Origin of the sequence: Streptomyces sp. AN091965 (assembly GCF_022698285.1) — a bacterium.
Taxonomy (GTDB): domain Bacteria; phylum Actinomycetota; class Actinomycetes; order Streptomycetales; family Streptomycetaceae; genus Streptomyces.
Genome location: NZ_JALDMY010000001.1, coordinates 8,390,817 through 8,415,721 on the forward strand (window position 1 = coordinate 8,390,817; position 24,905 = coordinate 8,415,721).

Sequence of the window (24,905 nt, forward strand, 5' to 3'; positions counted from 1 at the left end):
CGCTGGGATGGCAACCGAGGTGTCATGATGCGGGGGTGAGTGATGAGCAGCGCAGCCCCGGCGAGCCCCTCGACCCCGACGCCCTCGCCGGTCGGCTCACCGAAGTGTTCGACCTGGTGGGCCCGTTGTACCGGCGCACACAGCGCACGGTGGAGCGGGCCGAGCCGATCGAGGGCCTCTCCGTCGGCGTGCGCGCGGTCCTGGACCTGCTGCACAGGAACGGCCCGATGACCGTGCCCCAGATGGGGCGCGCCCAGTCGCTGAGCCGTCAGTTCGTCCAGCGCACGGTGAACGACGCGGCCGCGCGCGGCCTGGTCGGGGTCACCCCGAACCCCGCGCACCGCCGGTCGTCCCTGATCCGGCTCACCGGGGAGGGGGAGTCGGCGATCGCGGCCGCGGTGGCGCGCGAGCGCGCCGTGCTGCGGCAGGTGCGCGGCGACATCACCGACGCCGACGTGACGGCGTGCGTGCACGTCCTCACGCGGATGCTGGAGCTGTTCGACGACGTCGACGTGGACTGAGGCCGCCGCCGAAGGGGGCCCGGCCCGCCGTGAGCGTGAGACGGGTCAGCGCTCGTACTGCCCCCGCAGCCACGCCTCCACCTCCCCCACGTGCGCGGCCGCCGCCGCCCGTGCCGCCTCCGGGTCGCGGGCCACCAGGGCCCGGTGGATGCGGTCGTGCTCGCGCCGGGTGCGCTCGAAGGCGCCCTCCTCCTGGTAGCCGCGCCACACCCGGGCCCGGAAGGTGCGCGACGACAGGCCTTCGAGGATCGCGGCCATCGTGTCGTTGCCCGCCGCCAGGGCGATCGCCCGGTGGAAGGCCAGGTCGTGGGAGAGGATCTCCTCGGGGTCGTCGGTGGCGTTCATCGCCGCCAGGTGCTCCTCCACCTCGGCCAGCCGGTCGGACGTGATGCGCGCGGCCGCCAGGGCCGTGGCCGTGGACTCCAGGACGCGGCGCACTTCGAGGAGCTCCACCAGGCGCGGCCCGCGGGACAGGTCCGCGACCACGCCGAAGGTCTCCAGGAGGTCACCGGCCTCCAACTGCGTGACGTAGATGCCCGATCCGTGCCGCGCCTCCAGGACGCCGAGCACCGTCAGGGCCCGGATGGCCTCGCGCATGGAGCTGCGCGAGATGCCCAGCTGGGCGGCCAGGTCCCGTTCGGTGGGCAGGCGCTGGCCCGGCTCCAGGAGCCCTTCCGCGATCATCGCCTTGATCTGCTCGATGGCCCGCTGCGTCACGGTGCCCTTCTGCGCGGGCACGGCGCTCTGCGGGGCCTGGTTCACGTGACGCTCCTTCATCCACTGGCCGGGTGCCGGGCAGTGTAGCGAGCAATGTGGTCCGACCACTACGGCCGGAATGCGGGAGAAGTTGGCGACGAGGGGTGTTGTGCCGCCCAAGTGGTCTGATAAGTATGTCGCCCATCCGCCGCTGAACCGCGGCCCGGTCCCGCTCGGCACCACGCGGACCCGCTCGATGACCCGGTACCACTCGACCCCGCCCGATGAGGAGCCGTCAGATGGTCGGCAGCACAGTGCGGAACACCACCGGCAGGGCCCGGCGGTCGCGGGCGCTCGGCGCCACCGCGGCGGCCGCCTGCGCCGCCCTGGCCCTCGCGGCCTGCGGCAGCACCAAGGACACCGGGGGAGCGGGCGGCGGGGGAGAGGGCAAGGTGGGGGTCATCCTGCCGCTGCTCACCTCGCCGTTCTGGCAGTCGTACAACGACTACGTACCGAAGATGGCGAAGTCCGAGGACGTCGACGCGCTCAAGACCGTGAACTCCAACAGCGACCCCTCGCAGCAGATCACCGACATCAACAACCAGCTCAACCAGGGCGTGAAGGGCCTCGTCGTGGCTCCGCTCGACAGCGCCGCGGTCTCCGCCGGGCTCGACCAGGCCGAGCGCAAGGGCGTGCCCGTCGTCGCCGTGGACGTCGCCCCGGAGAAGGGCAGGGTCGCGATGGTCGTCCGCGCCGACAACGTCGCGTACGGCCGCAAGGCCTGCGACTACCTGGGCGAGAAGATCCGCAGCGGCAAGGTCGCGCAGATCATGGGCGATCTCGCGTCCGTCAACGGACGCGACCGCTCCGAGGCGTTCCGCGCCTGCGTCAAGGACAAGTACCCCCGGCTGAAGGTCCTGGAGATCCCCGCCAAGTGGGAGTCGGACACCGCCGCGTCCAAGCTGGACACCCTGCTGAACTCCCACCCCGACCTCAAGGGCGTCTACCTCCAGGCGGGCGGCGTCTACCTCGCGCCCACGCTCCAGACCCTCAAGTCCAAGGGGATGCTGAAGAAGGCGGGCGAGAAGGGGCACATCACCGTCGTGTCCAACGACGGGATCCCGCAGGAGTTCGACGCGATCCGCAAGGGCCAGATCGACGCCACCGTCTCGCAGCCCGCCGACGCGTACGCGAAGTACGGCATGTACTACATCAAGGCCGCGATGAACGGGAAGACGTTCTCACCGGGCCCGACCGACCACGGCTCGACCATCGTGAAGCTGCCCGGCGGCAATCTGGAGGACCAGCTGCCCGCGCCGCTCGTCACGCGGAAGAACGTCGACGACGCCGAGCTGTGGGGCAACGCGGCCCGATGAACACGCCGAGCACGCAGAACCCATCGAGCGCACCGCGTCCGCGCGGCGCCCCGCCCCTCGTTGAGGCCTGCGGCGTCGTCAAGCGCTACGGACCCACCGTGGCCCTCCAGGACGGCCGGCTCACCGTCCGGGCCGGGGAGTCCCACGCCCTCGTCGGCCGCAACGGCGCGGGCAAGTCCACCCTCGTCTCCCTCCTCACCGGCCTCCAGGCCCCGGACGCGGGCAGCGTCCTCTTCGACGGCGAGCCCGCGCCGCCGCTCGCCGACCGCGACGCCTGGCGCCGCAAGGTCGCCTGCGTCTACCAGAAGCCCACCGTCGTCCCCGAACTGACCGTCGCCGAGAACCTCTTGATCAACCGGCAGCCGCGGGGCCGCGCCGGACTCATCAGCTGGCGCCGCCTGCGGGCCGAGGCCGCCGACGTGCTGCGCACCTGGGACGTGCGCGTCGACCCCGCGACCCGTACCGCCGACCTGAAGGTCGAGGACCGGCAGATGGTCGAGATCGCCCGCGCCCTGAGCTTCGGGGCGCGGTTCATCGTCCTCGACGAGCCGACCGCGCAGCTCGACAACCGCGAGATCGAGCGGCTCTTCACCCGCATGCGCGCGCTCCAGGAGGCGGGCGTCACCTTCCTGTTCATCTCGCACCACCTGCAAGAGGTGTACGAGGTGTGCCAGGCCGTCACCGTGCTGCGCGACGCCCGCTGGATCACCACCGCGCCCGTCGCCGACCTGCCGCGCGCCGCCCTCGTGGAGGCCATGGCGGGCGAGGCACTCCCCGAGAACGGGACCCGAGCCGTGCCCGGGGTCCCCGACGAGGCACCCGTGCTGCTGGACGTGCGCGGCCTCACCAGCCCGTCGTACGCCGAGGTCGACCTCACCGTGCGCCGCGGCGAGGTCGTGGGGCTCGCCGGGTCCAGCGGCAGCGGGAAGGTCAACCTGGCCGAGTCCTTCGCGGGCCTGCACACCCCGACCGGCGGCAGCGCCACCCTCGACGGCGCCCCGCTGCCCTTCGGCGACGTGCCCGCCGCGCTGCGCGCCGGGGTCGGCTGCGTACCCCGCGACCGGCACGGTGAGGGCCTGGTCTTCTCCCTGTCGATCGGCGACAACGCCACCCTGAGCGTCCTCGGCCGGCTCGGCCGCCTCGGCTTCGTCTCCACCGACCGCAAGCGCGGCGTCGCCCGCGAGCTCATCGAGCGGCTCGACATCCACGCCGAGGGCCCCGACCAGCCCGTCTCCGACCTCTCCGGCGGCAACGCGCAGAAGGTCGTCATGGCCAGGGCCCTGGCCTCCGAGCCGCGTCTGCTCGTCCTCATCAACCCCACCGCGGGCGTCGACGTGAAGTCCAAGGAGTCCCTGCTCGCCCGCGTCGACCGGGCCCGCGAGGACGGCACCGCCGTGCTCGTCGTCTCCGACGAACTCGACGACCTGCGCCGCTGCGACCGCGTCCTCGTCCTCTTCCACGGCCGCGTCGTGGCCGAGCACCCGGCGGGCTGGCACGACCACGAGCTGATCGCCTCCATCGAAGGAGTGGCCCGTGACCAACACGGCTGACACCCCCGTGACCGACACGGCCGACGCCACGACACCCGCGCCCGCTTCCCCGCGGGCCGTGGAGCCCCGCGCGGCCAAGGCCGCCCTGCTGCGCCGCGCCCGCGAACTCGCCCTGCTCCCCGCCCTGTTGCTGCTCATGGTGCTCGGCGCCTTCGTCAACGACTCGTTCCTGACCGAGCGGAACCTCATCTCCGTCCTCGGCGCGTCCGCGGCGCTCGCGATGGTCGTCCTCGCCGAGTCCCTCGTCCTCATCACCGGGAAGTTCGACCTCTCCCTGGAGTCGGTCGTCGGCATCGCGCCCGCCGTGGGCGCGCTGCTCGTCCTGCCCGCCGCCCAGGCCGGGTTCGGCGCCGAACTGCCCGCCGCCGTCGGGCTGCTCGCGATCGTCCTGGTGGGCGCGGCGATCGGCGCCTTCAACGGCCTCCTCGTGGTGAAGCTGAAGCTCAACGCCTTCATCGTGACGCTGGCGATGCTGATCGTGCTGCGCGGCGTGCTCGTCGGCGCCACCGAGGGCAAGACGCTCTTCGGCATGCCGGAGTCCTTCTTCACCCTCGCCACCTCGACCTTCCTGACCGTGCCGGTCTCCGTGTGGATCGCGGCGGCCGCGTTCGGTGCCACCGGGCTCGTCCTGAAATACCACCGGGTCGGCCGCGCCCTGTACGCGATCGGCGGCAACGCGGACGCGGCCCGCGCCGCGGGCATCCGCGTGGAGCGCGTCATGCTCGGCGTGTTCGTCGTCGCCGGGACGCTGGCCGCCGTCGGCGGCCTGATGCAGACCGGCTACGTCGGCGCCATCAACGCCAACCAGGGCCAGAACATGATCTTCACGGTGTTCGCCGCCGCGGTCATCGGCGGCATCGGCCTGGAAGGCGGCAAGGGCACCATGGTCGGCGCGCTCACCGGCGTCCTGCTGCTCGGCGTCGTCCAGAACCTGCTGACGCTCGCCCAGGTGCCGTCCTTCTGGATCCAGGCCATCTACGGCGGGATCATCCTCGTCGCCCTGATGATCGCCCGCGTCACCACGGGCCGCGCACAGGACTGAGCCGCCGCATCCCCGCCTCCCTTCCGGAAAGGCCTTCTGTGTCCCCGACTCCCCGCCGCGTCACGGCGGTCGACACGTACGACATACGGTTCCCCACCTCGCGGGAGCTCGACGGGTCCGACGCGATGAACCCCGACCCCGACTACTCGGCCGCCTACGTCGTCCTGCGCACCGACGCCGAGGACGGCTACGAAGGACACGGCTTCACCTTCACCATCGGGCGCGGCAACGACGTCCAGGTCGCCGCCGTCGACGCGCTGCGCGCCCATGTCGTCGGGCGCTCCCTGGACGCGCTCTGCGCCGACCCGGGCACCCTCCACCGCGACCTGGTCGGGGACAGCCAACTGCGCTGGCTCGGCCCCGAGAAGGGCGTGATGCACATGGCCATCGGCGCCGTCGTCAACGCCGTCTGGGACCTGGCCGCCAAGCGCGCCGCGCAGCCGCTGTGGAAGCTGCTCGCCGACGCGGACCCGGCCTGGCTCGTCTCCCAGGTCGACTTCCGTTACATCGCCGACGCGCTCACGCCCGAGGACGCCCTCGCGCTCCTGCGCGCGGGCCGCGACGGCGCACGACGGCGCGAGGCCCGGCTGCGCGAGCACGGCTACCCCGGCTACACCACCTCGCCCGGCTGGCTCGGCTACAGCGACGAGAAGCTCACCCGGCTCGCCCGCCAGGCCGTCGCCGACGGCTTCACCCAGATCAAGCTCAAGGTCGGCGCCGACCTCGCCGACGACGTCCGCCGCTGCCGCGCCGCCCGCGCCGCCATCGGCCCCGGCATCCGCCTCGCCCTCGACGCCAACCAGCGCTGGAACCGCGACGAGGCGGTGCGCTGGACCCGCGCCCTCGCCGAGTTCGACCCGTACTGGGTGGAGGAGCCCACCAGCCCCGACGACGTCCTCGCGCACGCCGCGATCCGCGACGCCGTCGCGCCCGTGAAAGTGGCCACCGGCGAACACGTGCAGAACCGCATCGTGTTCAAACAGCTGCTCCAGGCGGACGCCGTCGACGTCCTCCAGATCGACGCGGCCCGCGTCGGCGGCGTCAACGAGAACCTCGCCATCCTGCTGCTCGCCGCCCGCTTCGGCGTGCCGGTGTGCCCGCACGCGGGCGGCGTCGGCCTGTGCGAACTCGTCCAGCACCTGTCGATGTTCGACTACGTGGCCCTGTCCGGCACCACCGAGAACCGCGTCATCGAGTACGTCGACCACCTCCACGAGCACTTCACCGACCCCGTCGAGGTACGCGCCGGACACTACGCCGCGCCCACCGCCCCCGGCTTCTCGGCGACGATGCGCGCCGAGTCCATCGCCCGCTTCACCTACCCCGACGGAGCGTTCTGGGCCGCCGACCGCGCCCGGCGGAAGGGAGCAGCCGCATGACGGACTTCGAGGGAACGCGCGCCCTGGTCACCGGGGGCGCCTCCGGCATCGGCCGGGCCACCGCCGACCTCCTCGCCGCCCGCGGCGCCCGCGTCGCCGTGCTCGACCGTGACCCCGGCGGCGTGCCCGAGCCGCTGCGCGCGTACACCGCCGACGTCACCGACGACACGGCGGTACGGGCCGCGGTCGCGGCGGCCGCCGCCGAACTCGGCGGCCTGGACGTCCTCGTCAACAACGCGGGCATCGGCGCGCAGGGCACCGTGGCCGACCACGACGACGCCCAGTGGCACGCCGTCCTCGACGTCAACGTCGTCGGCCTGGTCCGCGTGACCCGCGCCGCCCTGCCGCACCTGCGCCGCTCCGCGCACGCGGCGATCGTCAACACCTGCTCCATCGCCGCCACCGCGGGACTCCCGCAGCGCGCCCTGTACTCGGCGTCCAAGGGCGCCGTGCTCTCCCTCACGCTCGCCATGGCCGCCGACCACGTCCGCGAGGGCATCCGGGTGAACTGCGTCAACCCCGGCACCGTGGACACCCCGTGGGTCGCCCGGCTGCTCGACGCCGCCCCCGACCCGGCCGCCGAGCGCACCGCCCTGGCCGCGCGCCAGCCCACCGGCCGTCTGGTGCGCGCCGAGGAGGTCGCGGCGGCCATCGCGTATCTGGCGAGCCCCCTGTCCGGCGCCACCACCGGCACGGCCCTCGCCGTGGACGGCGGGATGCAGGGCCTGCGGCTGAGGCCGGCGGCCCCCCGGTGAGCGGCCCGCGCACCCGCCGCCTCGGCCGCGGCACGGTCGCCGTCGGCGAGCTGTCCCTCGGCGGCGCGGGCCTCGGCAACCTCTACGCGCCGGTCGCCGACGAGACCGCCGCCCGCGCCCTGGAGGCGGCCTGGGACGCGGGCCTGCGCTCCTTCGACACGGCCCCGCACTACGGCCTCGGCCTGTCCGAACGGCGGCTCGGCGCGGCCCTGCGCGGGCGCCCCCGGGACGCGTACACGCTCTCCACCAAGGTGGGGCGGCTCCTGGAGCCGGTCACCGGGCCCGTGCGCAGCGACGACCTGGCCGACGGCGGCTTCGCCGTGCCCGCCGCGCACCGCCGCCGCTGGGACTTCAGCGCGGACGGGGTGCGCCGCTCCCTGGAGTCGAGCCTGACCCGGCTCGGCCTCGACCGCGTGGACGTCGTCTACCTCCACGACCCCGACGACCACGGCGAACAGGCCTTCCACGAGGGCTATCCGGCCCTGGAGCGGCTGCGCGCCGAAGGCGTCGTGGGCGCGATCGGCGCGGGCATGAACCAGGCCGGGATGCTCACGCGCTTCGTCCGCGACACGGACGTCGACGCCGTGCTGTGCGCGGGCCGCTACACCCTCCTCGACCAGACGGCGCTGCCCGCGCTGCTGCCCGCCGCGCACGAGCGCGGCGTGTCCGTCGTCATCGGGGGCGTCTTCAACTCCGGCCTCCTCGCCGACCCCCGGGACGGGGCCCGCTTCGACTACGCGCAGGCGTCGCCCGCGCTGCTCGACCGCGCCCGGCGGCTGCGGCGGGTCGCCGCCCGGCACGGCGTCGGGCTGCGCGCCGCGGCCCTTGCCTTCCCGTTCGGGCACCCGGCCGTGACGAGCGTGCTCGTCGGCGTCCACGACCCCGACCAGGTCCGCGACGCCGTGGCGCAGTTCGCCGTGGACGTGCCCGCCGCCTTCTGGGCCCAGGTGCGGGCCGAGGGCCTGCTGCCGCCGCACGTGCCCGTACCGGGGGAGGAGCTGCCGTGACGCAACGGGACGAGGAGCCGACCACCGCTCCAGAAGGGGTCGTTGACGCCCATCACCACGTGTGGGACCTCGCCGTGCGCGACCAGGACTGGATCACCGGGCCCGCGCTGGCCCCGCTGCGGCGCGACTTCACGCTCGCCGACCTCGCGCCGCACGCCCGCGCGCACGGCGTCACCGCCACCGTCCTCGTGCAGACCGTCACCGTGCCCGAGGAGACCCCGGAGCTCCTGGCCCTCGCGGCGGGCAGCGACCTCGTCGCCGGGGTGGTCGGCTGGACGGACCTCACCCGGCCCGGCGTCGCCGACACCCTGGCCGCGCTCCGCGAACTCCCCGGCGGACACCACCTGGTGGGCATCCGCCACCAGGTGCAGAGCGAACCCGACCCCGAGTGGCTGCTGCGCGCCGACACCCGGCGCGGCCTCGCCGCCGTGGCGGACGCGGGCCTCGCGTACGACCTCGTGGTGCGCCCGGGCCAGCTGCCGCGGTGTGCCGAGGCGGCCGCAAGCCTGCCCCACCTCACCTTCGTCCTCGACCACCTGGGCAAACCGCCCGTGGCCTCGGGCGCCCTCGAACCCTGGGCGTCGTCGCTGCGCGCCCTCGCGGCCCTGCCGAACACCGTGTGCAAGCTGTCCGGCCTGGTGACCGAGGCCGACTGGACCGCCTGGACCACGGCCGACCTCAGGCCCTACGCGGACACCGTCCTGGAGGCCTTCGGGCCCGGGCGCCTGATGTTCGGCTCGGACTGGCCGGTGTGCGGGCTCGCCGCCTCGTACGGCCGAGTCGTCCACGCGGCACGGGCGGTGACGGCGGACCTGAGCGCCGCCGAGCGAGCGCGGGTGTTCGCGGGCACGGCCCGGCGCGTGTACGGCCTGCCGCGGCCGGGCCGTGCCCGCGCGGGCGGCCTCAGCTCTCCGGGTCCCGCGGCTCCGCAGGAACCGCCGGGGTGACCCCGGCCGGGCCGTCGGGCGGCAGGGCCTCCTCCTCGGGGCAGTCCTCGGCCTTGGGGCGGTGGCAGCCGCGCGGCGGCCCCGCCCAGATCCCCAGGTCGTCGAGTTCGTCGGGGCCCTCCAGGCCGACGGGTGCGTCCGGCTCGACGGACCCGCGGTCCGTGTCGCGGGAGGGAACGTCAGGACGGGTCATCGCTGTCTCCTCGGGTCCGGCGCCGTGGTTCGTAGATCTCCACGAGGTCCAGGTCGCTCGCTCGTACGTACAGGCCGCCCGTGCCGGGCAGCCGCGGCCCGAACGCGCCGTCGGCCTCCATGCGGTACTGGGATTCCAGGAAGAGGTCGCCGGGCCGGGGGTAGGCGGAGGCGCGCGAGCGCGTGCCGTACCAGCCTCCCGCCCAGCCGCCGCTCTTGAGCCGCACCCGGACGAAACACGCGCCCCGGTCCTGGAACAGGGCGTCCCACGCCGTGGGGGTGCGCTCGTGCAGGGCCGCTCGCCGCCGCCGCGTCCAGCGGGCCTCCGCCCAGGCGAGCAGGGCGGGCACGGCGACGGCGAGCAGCAGCAGACACAGGCCGAACGCGCGCGGACGGTCCGCCACACCGGCGAGGGCCGTCCTCCCGCCGCCCCGCAGCAGCCGGACGAGCTGCGGCCCGGCGGCCATCAGGTACGCCGTGTCGAGCAGCACGCCCACGCCCAGGGCGCGCAGGATCCGGTTGCCGCTCTCCTGCTCGGCCTCCCGGATGCCGAGGAACCCCTCCCTGGCGAAGAGGTACGTGGTCCCGGGCAGCACGAGGAGCACCACGATCGCCAGCTGCTGGACCGTGCCCGGGGTCATTCACGCGCCTTTCGCCGTGCCCGGCGGCCGCGCCTGCCGCCCCCGCCACCGGACGTGCCGCCCTGTCGGGCCTCCCAGGCCACACCTTGCGCCAGTTTCCGCAGATCGTCCAGGTCGCCGAGGTGCGCGTGCAGCTTCACCCAGTCGCCCTGCGCGCGACCGATCCTCGTCAGCTCCTGCCGGGCCCTGCCGAGGAGTTCGGCCGCGGCCGCCTCGTCGTCGCGGGCCCAGGCCAGGCGGCCGAGCACCAGCAGGAGGAAGGCGGCGAGCATGCGCTGCGGGTCCCGAGTGCGCCGCTCCATCAGGAGCAGCGCGCGCGAGAAGCAGGTCGCCGCGCGGTCGAGCCGGTCACGGCACAGGCTCTCCACCCCGTCGACGACGAGGGCGCACACCTGGGACAGCACGCCGGGGCCGAGGGCCGGTGCGCCCGGCAGGCCAGCGAGCGAGTGGTCAGCCTCCTGAAGGAGCCGCACGGCCTCGCGCCGCGTCGGGCGGGCCCCGCCCATCGACTCGGTGAGGACCAGGACGTGGTCCAGTACGCCGACGGCGTCCGCCGCCCGCCCCCGGGCGAGGAGGGCCGCGCCCAGCAGCAGGCAGGCGCGCGCCGTCTGCGGCCACAGGCCCGCCGCGGCGAAGACGGAGCGGCAGTCCTGGAGGAAGGCCAGCTCGCGCTCGGCCGTGGGCTGCCCGGACTCCAGGGCGAGCAGGGCGTTGCTCCCTGCCTTGACCAGCGTCTCGCGCGCGCCGGCCCGGCGGCAGTGCGTCCAGCTCTCCAGATACGAGGCGAGCCCGCGCGCGAGGTCACCGGACCGGCTGAGGGCCACGCCCAGGTTGAGGCGCACATGGCCGAGGAGGGCGTCGTCGGCCGCGGCCTGCTCGGTGGCGATCCGCAGGGCCCGCTCTCCGGTGCTGATCGCCTCGTCGTAGCGCTCCTCGTCCGCGTAGGCCAGACAGAGGCAGCCGAGCAGATAGCCCAGGGTGTCGGGGGCGGTGGTGCGCCGGAGCTGGGGCAGCTCGACGAGCTGGAGGTGAGCGATCCGCGCGTACGCGGGCATCCGTTCGAGCTCCGCGAAGTCCCGGGCGGGCGGGGGCGGCCTCATGTGCCCACCAGCGCGAAGGGCGCCCACAAGTAGGGGTGGGCGAAGGGCCGTTCGGGCACGCCGTCGGACGACAGGCGGCGCCGGACCCCCTCGGGAAGCCAGTCCAGGGCGAGCAGTGCGGACAGGGGCGCGGACCGCAGCCACAGCTGGGCCGCCCGCAGGGCCCGCGCGGGCGTGGGCGGTCCGGGCGGCGGTGCCGTGCCGGGGCCCGGCTCGGCGTCGAGGCCGAGGAGGCGCCGGTAGCAGGCGAGCATCAGCAGGACGGCTGCGCTGTCGCGGGCCTCCCACTGCGTGCAGACGACCCCGGCTCCGCCCGCGAGCATGATGCCCGTGGGCAGGCCGATCGCCTCGTCGGGCAGCCGGGCGTCGACCAGACCCGACTCGCAGGCGGACAGCGTCACGAGCCGGGCGCGCTCCAGCGGCCGGGGCCGGGCGTCCAGCAGATCGGCCAGGGTGACGCGGCCGCCGTCCAGGTCGAGCCCGGAGGCCAGCGGATCGCCGGGGTCGTAGGCGCCGTGGCAGGCCAGGTGCACATGGGTCGCGCGGGCCAGGCCGGTCAGCAGGTCCCGGGTCACGTGGTGGCCCTCGCCGACGGCGGCGAAGAGACGGGTGAGCGCCGCCGCCTCCGGTGCGGCCAGGAGGCCGCTGTCCGCACCGGAGGCGGAGGCCGCGACGAGGACCGGGACGGACGGCGCGGCCCCGGCCCGCCGCCGGGCCGCGCGCAGCAGCCGCACCGAGGGGGCGTAGGCCACGGAGTGCGTGGCGAGGAGCGGTTCGCCGGTCGCGGGCAGCGTCGCGGCGTGCAGCGGGAGGTGGGCCAGGGGCCCGCAGGCCACCACGGTCGCGCCCGCCGCCGCGGGGCCGAGGGCGGCGGCGAGCGGCGCGACCAGACGGCTGCCGAGCCGGGCCAGCAGGGGCCGCAGCCCGCGCCCGTCGGCGCGCGCGGCCCGGGCGACCGCCCGGGCCAGGCCGGTGGCCTCCCCGGCGGTGAGCGGGGACCACACGGCTTCGAGTCCCGGCCCGGCGTCGCTCCCGTGCCGGACGAGCAGCGACACGCTCCCGGCCGGGGCGCAGGCGACGCAGCACAGCGGCTCCCCGGGGCGGGCCGCGGCGCGGACGTCGGCCCACGTCGTGTCCCGGAGGAAGGTCTCCATGCCCGGCAGTTCCTGGATCCGCGCGACGGCGGCCGCCAGCGCGGCACGGGCCTCCCCGAGGAGCTCGCCGACCTCGTACTCGGCGGCCTCGACCTGCCGTCCGTCGCCCGCGGCGGAACGCGGCCTGCCCAGCTCGCGGTTGCGCGATTCGAGGGCCTGGACGGCCTCGGCGGCCCGTACGTACGCGGCGTGCGCCTCCGGGGCCGTCCAGGACACCTCCTTGAGCTGGGCCCGGTCCGGTGACAGCGCCAGATGGAAGGTGCGCGTCCGGCCCCGCTCCAGGCACAGCACCGCGTCCCTGAGCCGCCCCGCACGGGCGAGCGCGTACGCGGCCCGCTGGTGCAGATCGCCCGCCGCCCTGAGGTGGCGCTCCCGCGACGCGCTCACCAGGCAGGACCGGAACAGCTCGTCGTCGGCCGCCACGGCCTGCCCGTACGCGGCGCTCGCCCGGGTCCAGTCGTCCCGCTCGGCGAGGGCGTTCCCGAGGCCCGTCGCCACCTCGCGCAGCACCTCGGGACGGTCGTGCGCCCGGTCCACCGCCGCTTCGAGGGCCGACAGCTCAAGGGCCCGCAGCTCGGGCTCCCGGGTCGGGTCGAGGGCACGGCAGCGCCGGGCGGCGTCCGCCACCTGGCCGTGCGCGAGGGCGAGTTCCACCCGGGTCGGCAGTCCTTCGTAGGCGTCGACGGCCTCCCGCACATGGCGCAGGCCCCGCCGGGCCGTGGCCACCGGATCGCCGGTCGCGCCCCGCTCCGCCTGCCGGAGCAGGGCGACGCCGAGCTTGGTCGTGGAGCGGGCCCACAGCTGCGGCGTGCTGTCCTTGGGGCGGTCCGCGAGGGCGGCCCGGTGCAGCCGCACCTCCTCGTCGTACTCGCCGAGGGCGTGGGCGATGAGGGCCAGCTTGTCGCGCGTGCTGGACGCCTCGGTGCGGTCCCCGACGCGTTCGTAGATCCGCAGCGCGCGCAGCGCGTGCTCGCGGGCCCGGAGGTGGTTGTCCCGCCGGTCCCCGCGGGTCCGCTTGCACAGCGAGACCGCCAGCCTGGCCTGGGTGTTGGCCCACTGCTCGGGGTCGGTCTCCTCCGACTCGACCTCGTTGAGGCGCTCGTAGAGGCGGATCACCTGCTCCTGGTTCACGGCCGGGTCGCCCTGCTGCCGTACGTTGTACGCCCCCGCGAGGAGGCTCTGGGCGTCGCACCACAGGTATGGGGCGGCGGCGGGGTCGAGCCGTTCGACGACCGGCACCAGGAGGCCGATGGCCTCTTCGACCTCCTCGGGGCCCGACTGGGAGCCCCGTTCGATGAGCACGATCGCCAGTTCGGTGCGGGCCCGCGCCCACGTCTGCTCGGACGTCTCCGGCGTGACCGCCTCCAGGGCCGTGCGCAGATGCCGCGTCGCGTACTCCTGGTTGGCGCGGAAGTCGCCGATGGCCCGCCGGCCGTAGGCGCGCCCCACTTCGAGGTGGGCGACGGCCCGGGCCGTGGAGTCCTCGTCGTCGGTGAGGCCGCGGGCCGCGCGGAGCAGCAGCCCGATGCCGCGTTCGACGTCGATCACGTCGCCTTCGCGGCGCATGGCGCACAGGACCTGGCCCAGGCACATCCGGAGGGTGGCCCGCAGGTCCGGGTGGGCGTCGCCGTCGCCGAGCAGGTCGAGGCCCTGCTCGGCCAGGCGCACGAGCTCGTCGACGAGCGGTCCGTGGGTGACGGACCGGCCGAGGCCGGGCGGCCACGTCGCGGCGATCCGGGCGAGGACCTCCAGCACCCGCGCCGGTGGCGGCCCGTCCCCGGACTTGGCGAGGAACGAGCCCGACTCGTCGGCCGGGAGGTCGTCCGACACGTAGGAGCGCAGGAAGACGGACGCCGCATCGAAGGGCAGGCAGACGCTGCCGAACTCCTCCGCCTCCTCGGCGCTGACCGGGCCGAGCCGGTCCAGGAGGGCGTCCACATAGGTCTTCCGGTTCGCCTCGTCGGCCGTGGCCGAGGAGTCCGGCGGGCAGAAGAAGAACAGCTGCGGCACGGAGCGGCTGCCGTACACGAGCAGCGGAACGCCCCGGCGGGTCCTTTTCGCGCAGGCCGGACACGTGACCGCCGGGATCTCTCCGGCGATGACCTTCTCGACCAGATCCGGCCGCGCGTCGGCGTCGACGGCCATGTACGTCTCGTCGTCCGCCGACGCGCCGCAGTCCTCGCAGTTCCAGCGGAACCGCAGGACGGACGAATAGTCCATCGTTCCCCCCGAGAGCGCTCGCCCCACCCCCCGGCGCGAGCCCGTCCCTTCCCCTGGGGAGGAACGGTAGGGCCGGGCGCCGAGGGTGTCCAAGGCATGCGACAGGACGGGCATGCCGGAGTACTATCCGCGCTCCCGTCGCCGCGCCGTGTCGAGCCGGGTGGGCGGCAGGAACTCCCGTACGTACGTGCGCTCCCAGCACGCGCCCGTCGCGCGCAGCTCGCGCCAGGTGGTGTAGCGGTAGCGGTAGAGCCGGGCCCGCACGTACCGCGGCGGCCGGTCGGGGAAGGGGCAGTGGCGCAGCAGCCGCAGGGTGTCGCGGTCGCCCTCCAGGAGCCGTTCCACCAGCGGTCCGAACCAGGCGCGCGCGTACGCGGGGGAGAGCCCGGCGAACCACATCAGCCAGTCGAGCCGCAGATGGTACGGGGCGAACTGGCGCGGCCAGCGGCGCGGGTCGCCCGGCTTGCCCTTGAACTCGTACGCGCGCCACACGGAGTCCCGCCGGGGCGCCTCGTCCGCCGTGCCCTCGACGACCACTTCCTGGCGGACCCGGCTGACGCTGCCGAACGCGCCGTAGGCGTTGACCAGGTGCAGCGGGTCGAAGGAGGTGTTCATGACCTGTCGCCGCGACAGCATGTTGCGCGCCGGGCGGTGGCTCAGGGCGAGCAGCGCGACGGTGACGGCGATGACGAGGACCTCGTACCAGAGCGGGGGAGCGGCGAGGTGCGGGGGCGGGTCCGCCGCGTCGCCGAGGAAGAGGCGGAAGTCGACGGCGGACAGGGCGAGCGCGACCGTCAGCCAGTTCAGCCAGGAGAAGTTGCCGGAGAGCACCAGCCACAGCTGGGTGGCGGCCATCAGGCAGGCCGCGCCCGTCGCCACCGGCTGCGGGGTGAACAGGAGGAAGGGGACGACGAGTTGGGTGACGTGGTTGGCCGCGGCCTCCGCGCGGTGCAGCGGGCGCGGCAGATGGTGGAAGAACCAGCTCAGCGGCCCCGGCATCGGCTGGGTCTCGTGGTGGAAGTACAGACAGGTGAGCCTGCGCCAGCAGGCGTCCCCGCGCATCTTGATCAGGCCCGCCCCGAACTCGACGCGGAACAGGACCCAGCGCAGCAGGAACAGGACGAGGACCGGCGGCGCGACGTCGTCCCCCGCCAGGAACACGGCGAGGAAGCCGACTTCGAGGAGCAGCGACTCCCAGCCGAAGGCGTACCAGGTCTGCCCCACGTTCACGACGGACTGGTACAGGACCCACGGCAGCAGCCAGAGCGCCATCGCGGCCCCGAGCGGCAGCCGTCCGTCCACGCCCGCGAGGAGCGCCGCGGAGACCGCGCAGCCCGCCCAGGCGCAGCCCGCGAAGAACCGGTCCGAGTAGTGCAGCTGGAACAGGCTCGGCGCGGCCCGGAACGGCACCCGCGCGACGAACCGGGGCACCGGCAGCATCCCGCGCTCGCCGATGAGGGCGCGGAACTGCAGCGCCGCGCCGAGGAAGGCGACGAGGTAGACCGCGGCGAGCGCCCGCTGGAAGACCAGACGGCTCAGCCAGTACCCGTCCGCCGTGAACCACTCCACCTCACCATTGTGACGCTGAGTGAGCCACCGGTCCCGTCGGCTCCGCGGCGCGCGGCCGCCTAGGGCGTCACGAGCCCCGCCTCGTACGCGATGATCACCAGCTGCACCCGGTCGCGCGCCCCCAGCTTGGCGAGCAGCCGGGTCACATACGTCTTCGCCGTGGCCACGCTGATGCACAGGCGCTCGGCTATCTCGGTGTTGGACAGGCCGCCGCCGACGAGCGTGAGCACCTCGCGCTCCCGCTCGGTGATGCCCGTGACCTCCCGGGCCGGGGCGGCCACGGCCCGGGGGCGGACCGCGAACTCCTTGATGAGGCGGCCGGTGACGCTCGGCGCGATCAGGCCGTCCCCGGCCGCGACCACCCGCACCGCGCCCAGGATGTCGTCGAGTGCCATGTCCTTGACCAGGAACCCCGACGCACCGGCGCGCAGCGCCCCGTACACGTACTCGTCGTCGTCGAACGTCGTCAGGACGACGACCCTGGTGGCGCCCCCGGCCGCGGTGATCCGGCCGGTGGCCTCGATGCCGTCCACGCCGGGCATGCGGATGTCCATCACCACGACGTCGGGCGCGAGTTCCGCGGCGAGCCGGACGGCCTCGGCGCCGTCCCCGGCCTCGCCGACCACGTCGAGCCCCTCGGCCTCGGCGATGACCATGCTGAGGGCCGTGCGCACCAGGGGCTGGTCGTCGACGAGCAGCACGCGGACCGTCATCGCGCACCCGCCGGGACCGGGAGGCGGGCCGCGACCCGGAATCCGCCGCCTGGGCAGGGCCGCGCGGAGAAGTCGCCGTGCAGCAGGCTCACCCGCTCCCGCATGCCGAGCAGCCCGTAGCCGGAGCCCTGGCCGTCCGCGCCGCCGGTGCCCCTGCCCTCGTCCACCACTTCGATCCGCAGCTCCTTGCTGTGCCGCTCCACGGTCACCCGGCAGGACGCGGTGCCCGCGTGCCGCACCACGTTGGTGACCGCCTCCTGGATGATCCGGTACGCCGACACGTCGACCTCCGGCGGCAGCGGCCGGGGCGGCCCCAGCCAGCGCACGTCGACGCGGACCCCGGCGGCCGTCGTCCGGGCGGCGAGCCGGTTGACGTCCGCGAGGCCCGGGCTCGGGTCGAGCGGCGCCGCGTCGGCGGCCCCGCCCGGCTCGGCCTGCCGCAGCGCGCCGAGCATCCGGCGCAGACCCGAGAGGGTGTCGCGGCTCGCGGTCTCCACCGCGCCGAGGGCGTCGCGGGCGAGCTCGGGCCGGGTGTCGATGACGCGCCGGGCGGCACCGGCCTGGAGGGCGACGATGCCGATGGTGTGCGCGACCATGTCGTGCAGTTCGCGCGCGATCCGCAGCCGTTCGGCGGTGACCGCCTGCGCGGCCGCCTGGGCGCGCACCTGCTCGGCGTGCGCGCGGGACTCGTGCGTGGCCCGGCCGAGCAGCCAGGCGATGACGGCGGTGAGCGCGACGGTCAGCTCGGCGGAGGTGCCGACGACCCAGCCGCTCAGGAGCCGTACGCCGAGATAGGCGGCCAGCGTGCCGAGCGCCATGGCCAGGGCCACGGCCCCGGTCCCGCGCGGCCGGAACGCGGCGACGAAGTACAGGGCGACGTCGACCGCGAGGAACTGCAGCAGCGGGATCTCGCCCACGCTCAGCGGCATCGCCCCCAGGGCGGAACCGGCGAGCAGCAGCGTGAGGCCCCGCAGCGGTCGGCGCTCGACGCGGACGCAGCCCCACAGCGTGACGGCGGTGGCGAGCGCGAGGGTCACCAGGCCGTCCCACCGGAAGAGCAGCACGCCCGGCCAGACGGACGGCTGTGACTCGCCGGGGAGGCGGAACCGGAAGAGGAAGGTGAGCGCCGAGCCCGCGCACCAGGCGAGCGCCATCCAGGTGGCCGGGGAATGGCGCTTGAGCAGGGGCGGAGCCGATGTCGCGGACATGCCCGGCATCGTAGCCAGATGATCGACAACGGGCATCGGACCAGGGGTGTACACCCCCGGTCGACACCCGGGCCCCGCCAAGTGTCAGCCCCGGTCCGATGCCGGACGGCCCCCGTCGGCGGCACCGTTGTCCCCATGATCGAAGTCATGGAGCTGACGAAGCGGTACGGCCCCACCACGGCCGTCGACGACCTGACGTTCAGCGTGCGCCCCGGCCGCGTCACCGGGTTCCTCGGGCCGAACGGGGCGGGCAAGTCCACCACCCTGCGGATGATCCTCGGCCTGAACGACCCGACGTCGGGCTCCGTCACCGTCGGCGGCCGCCCCTTCCGCGAACGGCCGCGGGGCCTGCGCCACGTGGGCGCGCTGCTCGACGCGGGGGACGTGCACGGCGGCCGCACCGCCGCCGCGCACCTGGCGGTCCTCGCCCGCTCCAACCGCATTCCGCGCCGCCGCGTCGACGAGGTCCTCGCCGACGTCGGCCTCACCGGAGCGGCCCGGCGCCGCATCGGCGGCTTCTCGCTCGGCATGAAGCAGCGCGTGGGCATCGCCGCCGCGCTGCTCGGCGACCCGCCGGTGCTGCTGTTCGACGAGCCGCTCAACGGCCTCGACCCGGAAGGCGTGCTGTGGGTGCGCGGCCTGTTCCGGCGCCTGGCCGACGAGGGGCGCACCGTCTTCGTCTCCAGCCATCTGATGTCCGAGATGGAGCACACCGCCGACGACCTCGTCGTCATCGGCCGCGGGCGGCTCATCGCGGCCGAGAGCCTGGAGCGGTTCGCGGCCCGCGGCACCGGAGCGGGCGTGCGGGTGCGCACGCCCCGCGCGGCGGACCTCGCCGAGGTGCTGACCGCCGAGGGCGCGGCGGTGCGGCGGGACGGCCCGCGCCTGACCGTCACCGGCCTCGACGCGGGCCGGGTCGGCGACCTGGCCTGCCGCCACGCCCTGCCGCTGCACGAACTGGTGGCCCACCAGGCCTCCTTGGAGGACGCCTTCATGGAACTCACCGCGGACAGCGCGGAATTCCGCACCGGCGACGCCTCGCCCGCCACCGGCCACCCCGGGCCCGACGCCGACGCCGCCACTGGCACTGTCGAGGCCCCAGCCCGCACCGGCGAAGCCCCGTCCCGTACCGGCGGCCCCGTCGCCCCCGTCGCCCCCACCGGAGAGACCCGATGACCGCGCATCCGACCCTGCCCCGTGACGCCGCCGTCGAGGCGCCCGCCGAGCCCCGTGCCCGCTTCCGTGACCTGCTCGCCGCCGAGTGGCTCAAGCTGTGGTCGCTGCGCTCCACCCCGTGGACGTACGCGGTCGTCCTCCTCTCCGTCGTGGGCTTCAACGCCGGTACGGCCTACGACACCTACCGCTACTGGACGGCCCGCGACGCGCGGAGCCGGGCCGACTTCGTCCAGGACGGCATCGCGCTCCAGGAGGCCTTCACTGGCAACGCCGCCACGATCCTCGTGCTCGCGGCCGGAGCCGTCGGCGCCATCACCGTGACCGGTGAGTACGGCACCGGGCTCATCCGCACGACGTTCGCGGCCGTCCCGGCGCGCCGGTCCGTGATGGCGGCCAAGGCGGCCGTCCTCGCCGCCGTCACGACCGTGCTCGGCGCGCTGATCGCGGTGACGTCCTTCGCCACCACCCAGGCGATCCTGTCCGGCCGCGACCTCGGCGTCCCCTTCGACCACCCCGGCGCCCTCCGCGTCATCACGGCCTCGGCGCTGCTGCTGCCCGTGGGGGCGCTCACGGGCATGGCGATCGGCACGCTGGTGCGGCACATGGGCACGACGATCGTCCTGAGCGTCGTCACGCTCCTCATCCTGCCCGTGGTCTTCACCTCCGACCGGTACTGGTCCGCGGTGGTGTCGCACACCATGCCGCTGGAGGCCTGGCAGCGCCTGACGCAGCCGCACACCTTCGTGACGCCGTTCCCGTGGTCGACGGGCGGCGCGTGGACGGTGTACGCGGTCTGGACCGCGGCGGCGGTGCTGATCACGGTGGCGGGGGTGCACCGCAGGGACCAGTGACCGGGCCCGGTGCCCTTGAGCGATGAGCGGGAGCGGCAGCCGGGGGGCGGGGCCTGCGGCGCGCCCGCCCCAGCCCGCGCTACCGCCGGCTCGGACCCCGCTCGGCCTGGGTGCCTGGCCCGTCCCGGGCTCCTGCTCGTCCTGCGCCCTCCGGGCCGGTGTCGGTCGCGCGCGGGGGTCCGGCCCCGCTGCTCGCCCGCCCTCTCGTGCGGGGGTCGTGCTCGGCATGCGCGCAGGGGCCTGTTCGGGGCCCCGCCCCGTGCTGCTGCCCCTCCCCGCCCCCGGGGCCCCGCTCCGCTTGCGGGTCGTCCGGTCCCGGTCCAGACAATAGGGGGCAATCTGCCCGGCGACAGGCGGGAGACACCCGTGGGCGCGACGCTCCGCACGTACGCGACGACCTTCGCGGCAGCCGTGGTCCTGGCGGCCTCGGGCTGCTCCGGAGGCGACGGCGACACCACCACCAAGGACACCGCCGAGAGCGGGCGCGAGCTGTTCCTCCAGCCCGTCGCCGCCCAGGGGCCCGACCCGTTCACCGCGTCCACTGCCAGGGCCGCCGCGAGCCCCCCGCCCGTCACCCGTTCGCCGCAGCCCTCGCCCACCGGATCCGCCTCGCCCACCGACCAGGGCCTGCGCTCCCTCGCGGGCGGCACACCGGGCCTGTACGGCGGCACGCACCGGCTCGGCAGCTGCGACGTCGGCCGGCAGATCGACTTCCTCACCGCGGACCGGGCCAAGGCCGCCGCCTTCGCCGAGGCGTCGGGCATCGCGCGGACCGGCGTCCCCGCGTATCTGCGCGGCCTCACGCCCGTCGTGCTGCGCGCCGACACCCGGATCACCAACCACGGCTACCGCGACGGGCACGCCAACAGCTTCCAGTCCGTGCTCCAGGCGGGCACCGCCGTCCTCGTCGACGACCGCGGCCTGCCCCGGGTGCGCTGCGCCTGCGGCAACCCGCTGAAACCGCCCGTCGCCTTCCGTCAGGCCCCGCGCCACAGCGGCGAGCCCTGGAGCGGCTACCGGCCCACCCAGGTGATCATCGTGACCCCGGCACCCCGCCCGATCACCCACATCACGATCATCAACATCGTCAACAACACCTGGATCGAGCGGCGGACCGGCGACGAGGACGGCGGCGACGACCGCCCCGTACCGCCCCCGGACCCGACCCCCACCGGCCCCACGGACCCGACCTCGCCCGACGGGACGACACCGGAGGAGACCTCGCCCGACGCGACCTCGCCCGACGAGAGCAGCCAGGAGCCCGACCCCACCGGCTCGGACGGCAGCCTGGAGCCCGACGGCACCGACGAAGGCACCGCCCCCGGCGAGGACACCACGTCCACGGACTGCCCCACGCCCGGCACCCCCACCCCCGAGGACGCCGTCCCGTCCCCGCTCCCGCCCGGCTGCCCCTCGCCCTCCGACCCGCTCCTGGAGCCGGACACCCCGACGCCGCCCGACGACACCGACGTGGTGCCGCCGCCCGGCCAGGACACCGGGCCCGGCATCGGCGGGGAGACGGTGCCGGACGCCCCCGGCCTGCCGGACGCCCCCACCGGCCCCGACACCTTCGCCGGATGACCCGCGACGACCGCCGCCAGCAGGGACGACGCCGTGCACATGCGGCCGTCCCCGCGGGCGCCTAGCGTTGGCCCATGGACGCGGGCACGGAAGGTGTCGAGGCGACCGTGCGGCGCTGCTGCGACGGCTCCGCATCCGCCGCCACCCGCTGTTTCCTCGCCAGGTACGGGCCCGGACTCGGCATGGGCAGCTTCGACTGGGACCTGGGCAGCAGGCTGCTGTTCCTGGACGAGGAGGCCCTCGCCCTGTTCGACCTGCGCCCCGAGGAATTCGACAACCGGCCCGAGAGCCTCGCCGGGCGGGTCCTGCCCGTCGAGGCCCACCGCCTCGACAGCCAGGTCTCGCAGGCCATGAAGGACGGCAGCCTCAACTACGGCGCGTACTTCCGCGTCCGCCGCCGCGACGGCACCCTCAACTGGACCCACACCCAGGGCCACATCCTGCGCGACGCCACCGGCCGCCCGCTGCGCATCGTCGGCATCGTGCGCGACGCCACCCGCGAGCTCAGCGAGCGGACGGCCCACCGCGAACGCGTCGAGGCCGAGGCGGACCGGCGTCGCCGTACGAGCATCGTGCGGAACACCACGGCGGCCCTCGCCCACGCCCGGACCGTCGCCGACGTCATCGACGTCCTCAAGGACCGGCACGGCCTGGCCAACCTCGGCGCGTCGAACATCGTCATGGGCCTCGTCGAGTCCGGGCGGATCCGCCTCGTCGCCGAGGGCCCGTCCGGCAGTTACGTGCCCGGCACCCGCGTCACCCGGGTCGACGAGCCGTACCCGATGAGCGAGACCGTGCGCACGCTCTCGCCGCGCTTCATCGAGTCGCCGGACGACTTCGCGTCCTCGTACCCGATCCTGTGGCCGCACATCGAGCACCTGGGCATCACGGCCGCCGCCTATCTGCCGCTGATCGCGCAGGCCCGGCCCATCGGCGCGCTCGGCCTGCTCTACCAGGACAGGACCGGCTTCACCGACGAGGAGCGCAACGTCATCGTGGCGCTCGGCAGCAGCATCGCGCAGAGCCTGCAACGGGCCATGTTCTACGAACAGGAGAAGGACCTCGCGCAAGGGCTCCAGCAGGCCATGCTGCCGCGCACCATCCCCGGCGTGCCCGGCGCCGACATCGCCGTGCGCTACCGCAGCGCGGCGCTCGGCCGCGACATCGGCGGCGACTGGTACGACGTCATCCCGCTGCCCGGCGGCCGCGTCGGCGCCGTCATCGGAGACGTCCAGGGCCACGACACGCACGCCGCCGCCGTCATGGGCCAACTGCGCATCGTGCTGCGCGCGTACGCCGCCGAGGGCCACACCCCCGCCACCGTCGTGGCCCGCGCCTCCGGCTTCCTGCACGAGCTGGACACCGACCGCTTCGCCACCTGTCTGTACGCCGAGGCCGACCTGTCCACCGGCGTGGTCCAGTTGGTGCGCGCCGGGCACATCGACCCGCTGCTCCAGCTCACCGACGGCACCTGCCGCCGGGTGCCCGTCGACGGGGGCCTGCCGCTCGGCCTCTCCGCCGAGTTCGGGCGGCTCGACTACCCCGTCACGACCCTCGAACTCGACCCCGGCCAGACCTTGTTGCTCTACACCGACGGCCTCGTCGAGGAGCCCGGCGCCGACCTCGACGACGGCACCCGGGCCCTGGCCGAGCTCGTCAGCACCGGCCCGCGCGACCTGGAGCACCTCGCCGACCTGCTGTCCGGCAGCGTCGACGACGGCAGGGGCGACGACGACACGGCCCTGCTCCTGCTGCGCCGCGTCGCGGTGGACGCGCCGCGCTCCGGCGGACGGCTCCAGCAGCACGTCGCGCCCGGCGACCCCGACGGCCTCGCCGAGGCCCGGCACATGATCCGCGCGGCCGTCCGCGCCTGGGGTGCGCGGGGCCGGGCCGACGAGATCGAACTCGCCGCCGACGAGCTGATCACCAACGCCCTCATGCACACCGACGGGCCCGCCGTCGTCACCCTGCGCGTCGTCAGCGGCGGCGACCGGCGCCTTCGCGTCGACGTCGAGGACTCCTCCAGCGCCCTGCCGCGCCTGCGCGAGGCCTCCGACGACGGCGTCTCCGGGCGCGGCTTGCTGCTCGTGGACCGGCTCGCGGACGTGTGGGGCGTGGACTCGCGGGGGAGCGGCAAGTGCGTGTGGTGCGAGTTCGTCGTCCCGGCGCGGGGCGCGGACTGACCGCGGGGCGTGAAGGAGATCACAGCGCCGGATGGTCACGCTTTCCCGGCGCGGTGTGTCTCGATGGGCGGTCAGGAAAGGAGCCGCATGGCCGAGGACGCCTTCACCGCACACCGCCCGCTGCTGTTCACCATCGCCTACGAGATGCTCGGCAGCGCCGACGACGCCGAGGACGTGCTCCAGGAGAGCTATCTGCGCTGGAGCGCGGTCGACCCGGCGGACGTCGCGCACCCGCGCGCCTATCTGGTCCGCGTGGTGACCCGGCAGGCCCTCAACCACCTGCGCTCGGTCCGGGCGCGGCGCGAGGACTACGTCGGCCCCTGGCTGCCCGAGCCGATCCGCACCGCGCCCGAGGTCAGCGACGACGCGATCCTGGCCGAGTCGGTGTCGATGGCCATGATGCTGGTCCTTGAGACCCTGAACCCCACCGAGCGCGCGGTGTTCGTGCTGCACGACGTGTTCGGCTACACGCACGGCGAAGTCGCCGCCTCGATCGGCAAGTCCGAGGTCACCGTGCGGCAGATCGCCCACCGTGCCCGCCGCCACGTGCACGCGCGGCGCCGCCGCTTCGAGCCCGGCTCCGCCGCGACCCGCGACGTCGTACGGCGCTTCCTGCTCGCCACGGCGGGCGGCGAGGTGCAGCCGCTGATGGACCTCCTCGCGCCCGACGTCGTGGTGCTCTCCGACGGCGGCGGCAAGGCCGTCGCCGCCCGCCGCCCGATCACGGGCCGCGAGGACGTCGCCCGCTTCGCCCTCGGCGTGGCCCGCGCGGGCACCGATACGACCCGCTTCGAGCACGCCACCTACAACGGCATGCCCGCGGCCCGGTTCGTCGTCGACGGCGCGCTCGACTGGCTGCTCGCCTTCGAGATCCACGACGGCCGGATCACCGGCCTGTACGGCATGCGCAACCCCGACAAGCTGCACCGCGCCGGGACGGTGCGCGCCCTCGACAGGGGAGAGCGGACCCGGCCCGCGGATGCGGCGGGCGCCCCACGGCGTGAGGATGCCGGGAGGGGCCCGCGGCGCGACGAGAGGTGAGCG

Annotated in this window: 21 protein-coding genes; 13 read left to right on the plus strand and 8 right to left on the minus strand. The window is 74.9% G+C overall.

From position 1 onward, the window contains the following. The first annotated feature begins 35 nt into the window (after positions 1 to 35). Positions 36 to 521 (plus strand): MarR family winged helix-turn-helix transcriptional regulator, encoded by a 486-nt coding sequence (locus MQV74_RS34865; protein ID WP_242727003.1) that lies wholly within the window; start codon positions 36 to 38, stop codon positions 519 to 521. Between the two features lie 45 nt (positions 522 to 566). Here MQV74_RS34865 and MQV74_RS34870 read toward each other — a convergent pair whose 3' ends face one another. Beyond that, the gene (locus MQV74_RS34870; RefSeq protein ID WP_242727006.1) at positions 567 to 1,298 is read right to left on the minus strand and encodes a FadR/GntR family transcriptional regulator; all 732 of its coding nucleotides are present in this window, start codon (positions 1,296 to 1,298) and stop codon (positions 567 to 569) included. Between the two features lie 218 nt (positions 1,299 to 1,516). On the opposite strand from MQV74_RS34870, the gene MQV74_RS34875 reads away from it, so the two are divergent. From MQV74_RS34875 to MQV74_RS34905, 7 genes are read left to right on the plus strand one after another with little or no spacing between them, the layout of a single operon-like run. After that, positions 1,517 to 2,593 (plus strand): sugar ABC transporter substrate-binding protein, encoded by a 1,077-nt coding sequence (locus MQV74_RS34875; RefSeq protein WP_242727008.1) that lies wholly within the window; start codon positions 1,517 to 1,519, stop codon positions 2,591 to 2,593. Continuing rightward, a complete protein-coding gene (locus tag MQV74_RS34880; protein ID WP_242727010.1) occupies positions 2,590 to 4,143 on the plus strand; it encodes a sugar ABC transporter ATP-binding protein in 1,554 nt (517 codons plus the stop codon). Before MQV74_RS34875 ends, MQV74_RS34880 begins: the two co-directional genes overlap by 4 nt. Next, a complete protein-coding gene (locus MQV74_RS34885; RefSeq protein WP_374120733.1) occupies positions 4,127 to 5,185 on the plus strand; it encodes an ABC transporter permease in 1,059 nt (352 codons plus the stop codon). Before MQV74_RS34880 ends, MQV74_RS34885 begins: the two co-directional genes overlap by 17 nt. Positions 5,186 to 5,223: 38 nt before the next feature. Beyond that, positions 5,224 to 6,564 carry an enolase C-terminal domain-like protein gene (locus tag MQV74_RS34890; RefSeq protein WP_242727012.1) on the plus strand — a complete coding sequence of 447 codons (1,341 nt, stop codon included), beginning with the start codon at positions 5,224 to 5,226 and terminating at the stop codon, positions 6,562 to 6,564. Further along, positions 6,561 to 7,319 (plus strand): SDR family NAD(P)-dependent oxidoreductase, encoded by a 759-nt coding sequence (locus tag MQV74_RS34895; RefSeq protein ID WP_242727015.1) that lies wholly within the window; start codon positions 6,561 to 6,563, stop codon positions 7,317 to 7,319. The genes MQV74_RS34890 and MQV74_RS34895 overlap by 4 nt, the downstream gene beginning before the upstream one ends. Beyond that, complete coding sequence (locus MQV74_RS34900) at positions 7,316 to 8,326, plus strand: aldo/keto reductase (RefSeq protein ID WP_242727018.1); 1,011 nt, start codon at positions 7,316 to 7,318, stop codon at positions 8,324 to 8,326. Before MQV74_RS34895 ends, MQV74_RS34900 begins: the two co-directional genes overlap by 4 nt. Continuing rightward, on the plus strand, positions 8,323 to 9,273 hold the full coding sequence (locus tag MQV74_RS34905; protein WP_242727019.1) for an amidohydrolase family protein: 951 nt from the start codon (positions 8,323 to 8,325) through the stop codon (positions 9,271 to 9,273). The genes MQV74_RS34900 and MQV74_RS34905 overlap by 4 nt, the downstream gene beginning before the upstream one ends. On the opposite strand, the gene MQV74_RS34910 is transcribed toward MQV74_RS34905, so the two are convergent. From MQV74_RS34910 to MQV74_RS34940, 7 genes are all read right to left on the minus strand, one after another. Further along, positions 9,230 to 9,466, minus strand: coding sequence for a hypothetical protein (locus tag MQV74_RS34910; RefSeq protein WP_242727021.1), 237 nt, complete (start codon positions 9,464 to 9,466; stop codon positions 9,230 to 9,232). The two genes, MQV74_RS34905 and MQV74_RS34910, sit on opposite strands and share 44 nt — an antisense overlap. Continuing rightward, positions 9,453 to 10,106, minus strand: a complete 654-nt coding sequence (locus MQV74_RS34915; protein ID WP_242727023.1) for a DUF6338 family protein — start codon at positions 10,104 to 10,106, stop codon at positions 9,453 to 9,455. The genes MQV74_RS34910 and MQV74_RS34915 overlap by 14 nt, the downstream gene beginning before the upstream one ends. Beyond that, positions 10,103 to 11,206 carry a tetratricopeptide repeat protein gene (locus tag MQV74_RS34920; protein WP_242727025.1) on the minus strand — a complete coding sequence of 368 codons (1,104 nt, stop codon included), beginning with the start codon at positions 11,204 to 11,206 and terminating at the stop codon, positions 10,103 to 10,105. The genes MQV74_RS34915 and MQV74_RS34920 overlap by 4 nt, the downstream gene beginning before the upstream one ends. Further along, on the minus strand, positions 11,203 to 14,580 hold the full coding sequence (locus MQV74_RS34925) for a CHAT domain-containing protein (RefSeq protein WP_242727028.1): 3,378 nt from the start codon (positions 14,578 to 14,580) through the stop codon (positions 11,203 to 11,205). Before MQV74_RS34925 ends, MQV74_RS34920 begins: the two co-directional genes overlap by 4 nt. A 123-nt stretch (positions 14,581 to 14,703) precedes the next feature. Next, positions 14,704 to 16,149, minus strand: coding sequence for a lipase maturation factor family protein (locus MQV74_RS34930; protein ID WP_242727030.1), 1,446 nt, complete (start codon positions 16,147 to 16,149; stop codon positions 14,704 to 14,706). A gap of 59 nt (positions 16,150 to 16,208) precedes the next feature. Beyond that, positions 16,209 to 16,862: a response regulator gene (locus tag MQV74_RS34935; RefSeq protein ID WP_242727031.1), complete on the minus strand. Its 654-nt coding sequence runs from the start codon at positions 16,860 to 16,862 to the stop codon at positions 16,209 to 16,211. Then, a complete protein-coding gene (locus MQV74_RS34940; protein ID WP_242727033.1) occupies positions 16,859 to 18,070 on the minus strand; it encodes a sensor histidine kinase in 1,212 nt (403 codons plus the stop codon). Before MQV74_RS34940 ends, MQV74_RS34935 begins: the two co-directional genes overlap by 4 nt. Positions 18,071 to 18,205: 135 nt before the next feature. Between MQV74_RS34940 and MQV74_RS34945 the strand changes: the two genes are divergently transcribed. The 5 genes from MQV74_RS34945 (at position 18,206) to MQV74_RS34965 (ending at position 24,902) form a co-directional block, all read left to right on the plus strand. Continuing rightward, positions 18,206 to 19,246 carry an ABC transporter ATP-binding protein gene (locus MQV74_RS34945; protein ID WP_242727035.1) on the plus strand — a complete coding sequence of 347 codons (1,041 nt, stop codon included), beginning with the start codon at positions 18,206 to 18,208 and terminating at the stop codon, positions 19,244 to 19,246. Continuing rightward, the gene (locus MQV74_RS34950) at positions 19,243 to 20,097 is read left to right on the plus strand and encodes an ABC transporter permease (protein WP_242727037.1); all 855 of its coding nucleotides are present in this window, start codon (positions 19,243 to 19,245) and stop codon (positions 20,095 to 20,097) included. The genes MQV74_RS34945 and MQV74_RS34950 overlap by 4 nt, the downstream gene beginning before the upstream one ends. Positions 20,098 to 20,463: 366 nt before the next feature. Then, positions 20,464 to 21,678, plus strand: a complete 1,215-nt coding sequence (locus MQV74_RS34955) for a DUF6777 domain-containing protein (RefSeq protein ID WP_242727039.1) — start codon at positions 20,464 to 20,466, stop codon at positions 21,676 to 21,678. Between the two features lie 74 nt (positions 21,679 to 21,752). Then, positions 21,753 to 23,861: a SpoIIE family protein phosphatase gene (locus tag MQV74_RS34960; RefSeq protein WP_242727041.1), complete on the plus strand. Its 2,109-nt coding sequence runs from the start codon at positions 21,753 to 21,755 to the stop codon at positions 23,859 to 23,861. Positions 23,862 to 23,948: 87 nt separating this feature from the next. Further along, positions 23,949 to 24,902, plus strand: a complete 954-nt coding sequence (locus MQV74_RS34965) for an RNA polymerase sigma-70 factor (protein WP_242727044.1) — start codon at positions 23,949 to 23,951, stop codon at positions 24,900 to 24,902. Positions 24,903 to 24,905 lie beyond the last annotated feature (3 nt).

Coding starts and splice junctions, on each gene's coding strand:
- MQV74_RS34950 (WP_242727037.1), top strand. CDS start 19,243: ATGACCGCGCATCCGACCCTGCCCCGTGACGCCGCCGTCGAGGCGCCC.
- MQV74_RS34960 (WP_242727041.1), top strand. CDS start 21,753: ATGGACGCGGGCACGGAAGGTGTCGAGGCGACCGTGCGGCGCTGCTGC.
- MQV74_RS34895 (WP_242727015.1), top strand. CDS start 6,561: ATGACGGACTTCGAGGGAACGCGCGCCCTGGTCACCGGGGGCGCCTCC.
- MQV74_RS34910 (WP_242727021.1), bottom strand. CDS start 9,466: ATGACCCGTCCTGACGTTCCCTCCCGCGACACGGACCGCGGGTCCGTC.
- MQV74_RS34940 (WP_242727033.1), bottom strand. CDS start 18,070: ATGTCCGCGACATCGGCTCCGCCCCTGCTCAAGCGCCATTCCCCGGCC.
- MQV74_RS34915 (WP_242727023.1), bottom strand. CDS start 10,106: ATGACCCCGGGCACGGTCCAGCAGCTGGCGATCGTGGTGCTCCTCGTG.
- MQV74_RS34880 (WP_242727010.1), top strand. CDS start 2,590: ATGAACACGCCGAGCACGCAGAACCCATCGAGCGCACCGCGTCCGCGC.
- MQV74_RS34925 (WP_242727028.1), bottom strand. CDS start 14,580: ATGGACTATTCGTCCGTCCTGCGGTTCCGCTGGAACTGCGAGGACTGC.
- MQV74_RS34965 (WP_242727044.1), top strand. CDS start 23,949: ATGGCCGAGGACGCCTTCACCGCACACCGCCCGCTGCTGTTCACCATC.
- MQV74_RS34875 (WP_242727008.1), top strand. CDS start 1,517: ATGGTCGGCAGCACAGTGCGGAACACCACCGGCAGGGCCCGGCGGTCG.
- MQV74_RS34935 (WP_242727031.1), bottom strand. CDS start 16,862: ATGACGGTCCGCGTGCTGCTCGTCGACGACCAGCCCCTGGTGCGCACG.
- MQV74_RS34920 (WP_242727025.1), bottom strand. CDS start 11,206: ATGAGGCCGCCCCCGCCCGCCCGGGACTTCGCGGAGCTCGAACGGATG.
- MQV74_RS34870 (WP_242727006.1), bottom strand. CDS start 1,298: ATGAAGGAGCGTCACGTGAACCAGGCCCCGCAGAGCGCCGTGCCCGCG.
- MQV74_RS34945 (WP_242727035.1), top strand. CDS start 18,206: ATGATCGAAGTCATGGAGCTGACGAAGCGGTACGGCCCCACCACGGCC.